Source organism: Xenorhabdus entomophaga, from assembly GCF_037996725.1.
Lineage (GTDB): Bacteria > Pseudomonadota > Gammaproteobacteria > Enterobacterales > Enterobacteriaceae > Xenorhabdus > Xenorhabdus khoisanae.
The window spans coordinates 1-1446 of record NZ_JBBMXH010000237.1 but is presented as its reverse complement, the minus strand read 5'-3'; the positions used below and the strand labels follow the sequence as shown (position 1 = coordinate 1446).

Sequence of the window (1446 nt, the reverse complement as noted above, 5' to 3'; positions counted from 1 at the left end):
AAATCCGTGACATTCCCGTCACCATCAACATTAGCAATCGCAAACACATAATGCGGATAACCCGCGGCATCGATATAGTTTTGCAGGTCATTAGCGACCGTAATTTTAACGGCCGTTTTCCATTGGCTCACCAGATTACCCTGATAGCTAAAATCGGCATACACTCGGGTATTGCGCAGGCTATTCAGCGTCTGGTCAAATTCCAGTACCCCGCGCAACCCGCCGACATAGGCCAGCCCTTTTTTTACTGTGTACTGATCACCATTACGGATCACCGCAAAACCTTCATCAAAAAAAGCCGCCTCTCCGTAACTGTCGGTATTGATCAAGCGCTGCATCTCATCAATACCCGACAAACGGGCGGTAAAATCAATCTGCCATGTTTCGGCGGTCGTCGTGATAGCGGTTTCTTTAGCCGCACCATCAAACTCCAGCAAGAAAGAGCGGGTCAGGACATTGCCCTGTAAGCCGTTGGCGGTTTTGATTTTCTTCTGGGTAGGCGCATGGGTGATCATCCCGATAACACCGGAAGCCTTATTGAGCAGACCAATCCAGTTGAAATCGAAGTTGCCGACTTCCGTCCCTAATGTGACGCTGTAGGCCACGGCGTTCTCACTGGCAAGCCCAGTCTTGTTGACCGCCTGACGGTGAACGATGTAGTTTACCGCAGGCAGTTTCTCGTCTCGGCTGATGGCCTGAATCGGATCTAACTCAGGCACATTGGCGAAGACAAATTCATCCAGCACCACGGGCTGACTGGCAGCAACCTGTTGAGCTTTCCATTTTTCAAAGTCTGTCGTTATCACTGAAGACATACTATTTCCTTATAATGACGCACCGTAGGTGATAGTCGGTGCGGTGTGTTCCTTGAGGCTGGCATTGTCACAGACGGCAACGCCTGCAATATGTCCTACCCTTAATAAAAGCGGCTGTGTCGGTATAGCGGCGGCATAACAGATATAGTCTGCGCTTACACTCCCCACGCGCATTAATAATTGATTTTTCGCTATCACTTCAAAACGGTAGCGGCGGCAGGTGCGGCCATACTGACGGATGATATTCATCAGCAAATCGGGGTTAGCCGCTATCTGCCCGTCACTGAGGCGCAAAATAATCACATCCCAGTCAATGTCCGGCTGACGCTCCAGCAATTCCACATAACCCACACCCAACCGTTCAAAGATGGCAATAAAGCCTGCGATGCTGCCTGCATCTTTGGCATTGATAAAGGCGTACTTCACCCGCTTGCGAAACAGGGGCAACGGTTCCCCGTTAAAGCGCTGGATATCCCGCTGGTAGGCCAGCACCGATAACAGCGCCTCAGAACAGGTTTCTGCATCCAGTTGAGCGAGCGGCCATGTCAGCCAGCCGTAAACTTCCGTCCAGAATGCCCGCGCCGCATTAAGCAGTTTGGCGGGTTCCCCCTTGTCCATCCATGAGGGTAAG

Annotated in this window: 2 protein-coding genes; both read right to left on the bottom strand. The window is 51.4% G+C overall.

Annotated features, from left to right (window positions below):
- A partial coding sequence (locus AAC854_RS22455; protein ID WP_340619030.1) for a phage tail-collar fiber domain-containing protein occupies positions 1 to 815 on the bottom strand: 815 nt, incomplete at its 3' end.
- Between the two features lie 9 nt (positions 816 to 824).
- On the bottom strand, positions 825 to 1446 hold a 622-nt coding region (locus tag AAC854_RS22450; protein ID WP_340619029.1), incomplete at its 5' end, for a phage tail protein.